We start from the raw sequence: 3,371 nt of genomic DNA on the forward strand, positions 1-3,371 counted from the left end.
CGGGCTTGGTTACCACAATCAGCGTTGTTTCATGCGGTCGATGACCACCGCCAGCAGCAGGATCGAACCGCGGATTACATACTGGTAGAAGGTGTCGATGTTCTTCAGGTTCATCGCGTTCTCGATGATCGCCAAAATCAACACCCCGGCAATCACATGGCGGATCATGCCGATGCCGCCGCTCAGCGACACCCCGCCCAGCACGCAGGCGGAAATCACCGTCAGCTCGAAACCCTGGCCGATCATCGGCTGGCCCGAGGTCATGCGTGAGGCGAGGATCACCCCGGCCAATGCGCCGATCAGGCCGTGCACGGCGAAGATCAGGATCTTGGTGCGGTCGACATTCACCCCCGCCAGCAACGCCGCTTCCGGGTTACCGCCGATGGCCATGGTGTTGCGCCCGTAGGTGGTGTAGTTGAGCAGCCAGCCGAAAAACAGGAAGCACACGATGGTGATCAGGATCGGCACCGGCACGCCCAGCAGTTGGCCATTGCCAAAGATAAAGAACTGATCCTGGGACACCCCCACCGCCTTGCCGTCGGCAAAGATATAGGCCAGGCCGCGCACGATCTGCATGGTCGCCAAGGTGGTGATCAACGCATTGACCCGCAGCTTGGCGATCACGATGCCGTTGATCAGCCCCACGACCAGGCCCATCAGCAGCGCCGCGCCAATGCCCAGCATGACGCTGTCGGTATCGCGCATCACAATCGCCGCCACCACGCCGGCGCAGGCAATCACCGAGCCTACCGACAAGTCGAAGTGCCCCGATGCCAGGCAGAACAGCATGGTGCAGGCGGCGATGCCCACGGTGGAAATCGCCAGGCCCAGGCCGCGCATGTTCAACGGCGAAAGGAAGTTATCGATGAGCAAGGCGCACAGGACAAAGATGCCCACCGCTGCCAGCAACATCGCCCAGTTGTCGAGCAGTGCGCGCATATCGAGGGGTTTGCGTGCCGTCGGCAGCGCGTTGTTTTGAGTCGTCATGGTCTTCTCTCAGTTCGCCAGGCCGCGCGGCAGGGCCAGTTGCAGCAGGTTGGATTCGGTCGCGTGTTCGCGGGTCTGTTCGCCGCGCATCGCGCCTTCGCACAGCACCAGGATGCGGTCGGAGATGCCCATCACTTCCATCAGGTCGCTGGACACCACGATCACCGCAATGCCCTGGGCCGCGAGGTTATGGATAATCTGGTAGATCTCGGCCTTGGCGCCGATGTCGATGCCACGCGTCGGCTCATCCAGCAGCAGGACCTTCATGGGCATCGACAGCCAGCGGCCAAGAATGGCTTTCTGCTGGTTGCCGCCGGACAGGTACATGATCTTTTGCGCGGCAGTCGGGGTTTTGACCTTCATTGCCTTGATCTGCTGGTCGGCATTGCCCTTCTCCCAGCCATCGCGCAGCAACCAGCCGAACGAAGAGTGGGCTCCACGGGCGCTGATATTGATGTTCTCGGCGACGCTGGACAGCGGAATGATGCCTTCCTTCTTGCGATCTTCCGGGCACAGCAGCACACCGGCGGCGATGGCGTCGCGGGGTGAGCGCAGTTGCAGGGCCTCCCCGCATAACTCAAGGCTGCCGGCGCTGGCGCGTTCCAAGCCGCTGAGCAAACGGAACAACTCCGTGCGCCCTGCCCCGACCAAGCCGAACAAGCCAAGGATTTCGCCCTTGCGCACCTCAAAACTGACCGGCTCACGCAAACCCGGACCCAGCAAACCGTCGACCTTGAGCGCCACCTCGCCGTGCTCGCGCGGGCGGTAGTCGTAGATGTCCTGGATGTCGCGACCGACCATGCAGGTCACCAACTGGTCGTGGGTCAACGCGCTCATGTCGTCGAAGGTGCGCACGTAACGGCCGTCCTTGAACACCGTGACCGCGTTGCAGATGCGGAACACCTCTTCCATGCGGTGCGACACGTAGAGCACCACTTTGCCCTCGTCCCGCAGGCGCGTAATGATCGCCATCAAGCGGTCGATCTCCCGCGCCGACAGGCTGCTGGTCGGTTCGTCGAAGGCAATCACATGGGCGCCACGGGACAGCGCCTTGGCAATTTCCACCAGTTGGCGCTGGCCCAGGGACAGGCGCCCGAGTTTTTCCTCGGGGTCGATTTCATCCGCCAGGCCCTTGAGGCAAGCCAGGGCCTGCTTGCGCAACAGGCCCCGGTTGACCACGCCGAAGCGCGAGGGCAAATGCCCGAGGAACAGGTTTTCGGCGACGGTCATTTCCGGCACCAGGTGCAGCTCCTGGTGGATCACCGCTACGCCGCTGGCGATGCTGTCGGCGGCGCATTTGAACGCCATGGTCTGCGCGCCGATCTGCACCGTGCCGCTGCTGGGAATATAGGCGCCGCCGAGGATCTTCAGCAGCGTCGACTTGCCCGCACCGTTCTCGCCCATCAGGGCGTGCACCTGCCCCGGGTGGGCGGTGAAGCTGATGCCGTCCAGCGCCTTGACCCCGGGAAAGGTTTTGCCGATAGCGTCGAAACGCAGGGCCGCCGCCGTCATTTCCACAGCCCGATCTTGGTCAGTTCTTCCTGGAAGTTGGCGCGGGTGATCAGGGTCACTTCATCCATGGCCGTGTATTTAGGCGGCTCAGTGCCTTTGGTGACCCACTCGTACATCATCAGCGCAGTGTTGTAGCCTTCGATGTGCGGGCTTGGCAGCATCGAGCCGAAGAAGCCGCTGTTGGCTTTCTTCAATTCGCCGATGGCGTCGGTGCCATTGATGCCGATACCGATCACGTTGGCGGCGGCGAAACCGGCGCTTTCAGTGGCGCGCACGCCGCCGAGCACGGTGTTGTCGTTCATGCCGCCGATGATCAGGTTTTTCGCGCCGCTGGGCAGCTTGACCAGGGCCGAGTTGGTGGCGTCCATGCTGCCGGGGACGTCGAGGGTTTTCAGCGCGGCGGTGAGGATGTGGTCCTTGGGAATGCCGGCTTCTTCCAGGGATTTGATCGAGCCATCGGTGCGTTTTTTGCCGGTGTCGAGTTCATTGAAGGTGTTGATCACCGCGTAGGTGTCCTTCCAGTCCCAACCGCGTTTTTTCGCTTCGGCGGCCATGGCGGCACCTTGTTTCTGGCCCACTTCAAACGCGGCCATGCCCAGGTACGGCACGTCCTCCATGAAGTTGCCCTTGGCGTCGACAAAGCGATCATCCACGGCAATCACTTTCAGGCCATTGGCCTTGGCCTTGGCGACGATGGCCGGGCCCAGGGACACATCCGGCGGGCAGATCACAAAGCCCTTGGCGCCGTTGGCGGCCAGGCTGTCGATGGCCGAGAGGGTTTTCTCGCCATCGGGCACGGCGATCTTGATCACGGTAAAGCCATGTTCCTTGCCGGCTTTTTCGGCAAAGGCCCATTCGGTCTGGAACCACGG

At 62.4% G+C, this 3,371-nt stretch carries 3 protein-coding genes; all 3 read right to left on the minus strand.

Annotation, left to right across the window (positions count from 1 at the left end):
- Positions 1–18: 18 nt before the first annotated feature.
- On the minus strand, positions 19–987 hold the full coding sequence (gene araH / locus BFQ01_RS14880; RefSeq protein ID WP_065925854.1) for an L-arabinose ABC transporter permease AraH: 969 nt from the start codon (positions 985–987) through the stop codon (positions 19–21).
- 9 nt (positions 988–996) lie between these two features.
- Positions 997–2,499 carry an L-arabinose ABC transporter ATP-binding protein AraG gene (gene araG / locus BFQ01_RS14885; protein WP_065925855.1) on the minus strand — a complete coding sequence of 501 codons (1,503 nt, stop codon included), beginning with the start codon at positions 2,497–2,499 and terminating at the stop codon, positions 997–999.
- Positions 2,496–3,371, minus strand: an 876-nt coding sequence (locus BFQ01_RS14890) for a substrate-binding domain-containing protein (RefSeq protein WP_065924821.1), incomplete at its 5' end; no start/stop codon positions are given. The genes BFQ01_RS14890 and araG, both read right to left, overlap by 4 nt.

This window comes from Pseudomonas sp. 8 R 14 (assembly GCF_900005955.1).
GTDB classification, from domain to species: Bacteria; Pseudomonadota; Gammaproteobacteria; order Pseudomonadales; family Pseudomonadaceae; genus Aquipseudomonas; species Aquipseudomonas marginalis.

What these genes read in the sequence shown, in the direction of transcription:
- araG (WP_065925855.1), bottom strand. Translation starts at nt 2,499, where the DNA reads ATGACGGCGGCGGCCCTGCGTTTCGACGCTATCGGCAAAACCTTTCCC.
- araH (WP_065925854.1), bottom strand. Translation starts at nt 987, where the DNA reads ATGACGACTCAAAACAACGCGCTGCCGACGGCACGCAAACCCCTCGAT.